The 631-nt window shown below is 63.5% G+C and carries 1 protein-coding gene and 1 pseudogene; both read right to left on the minus strand.

The genetic code is table 11. From position 1 onward, the window contains the following. Positions 1 to 153, minus strand: a 153-nt coding sequence (locus tag ACFHWW_RS34065; RefSeq protein WP_379943785.1) for a proton-translocating transhydrogenase family protein, incomplete at its 3' end; no start/stop codon positions are given. Between the two features lie 90 nt (positions 154 to 243). Beyond that, positions 244 to 631, minus strand: a pseudogene (locus tag ACFHWW_RS34070) (NAD(P)(+) transhydrogenase (Re/Si-specific) subunit alpha); the annotation flags it as partial.

A 631-nucleotide genomic window follows, 5' to 3' on the forward strand; every position in this document is an offset into this window, starting at 1 on the left:
AACAAGCGCCGCCACCAGCGAGATGCCGGAAATGGCGTTGGTTGCCGCCATCAGCGGCGTGTGCAGCAGTGGCGGAATGCGGCTGATGGTCTGAAAGCCGACGAAACCGGCGAGCAGAAAGACGAAAAGCTGAATGACGGCAGTCGACGTCATGACCAGTCTCCACGACAGTTGAGCACCGCCTGTTCATGCCTGACGGTGCGGATGGGAGTGTGTTGTCCGGCGGCGTCGTCGGACCCGGGATCAATTGGCTTTTGCACCCTTGAAGGCCGGATGCACGATGGCTCCGTCGCGCGTGAGATTGGTGCTCTTGACCAGCTCGTCATCCCAATCGATGACGAGGGCAGGCTGGTCGCGGTCGATCAGGGTGGACACGAAGCTGAAGAGATTTCGGGCGTAGAGGCTGGATGCCGTCGTGCCCACCTTGGAGATGTTGGAGTTGCCGATGATCTTGACGCCGCGGCTGGTCGTCACGACCTCGCCGACCCTCGAGCCCTCGACGTTGCCGCCGCTATCGACGGCAAGGTCGACCAACACCGAGCCCGAGCGCATCGAGTCGACCATCGCCGCGCTCACCAGGCGCGGCGCCTGCCGGCCCGGGATCAGCGCCGTCGTGATGACGATGTCCTGC

The sequence above is a fragment of the Sinorhizobium sp. P24N7 genome (assembly GCF_042436655.1).
Taxonomy (GTDB): domain Bacteria; phylum Pseudomonadota; class Alphaproteobacteria; order Rhizobiales; family Rhizobiaceae; genus Sinorhizobium; species Sinorhizobium meliloti_A.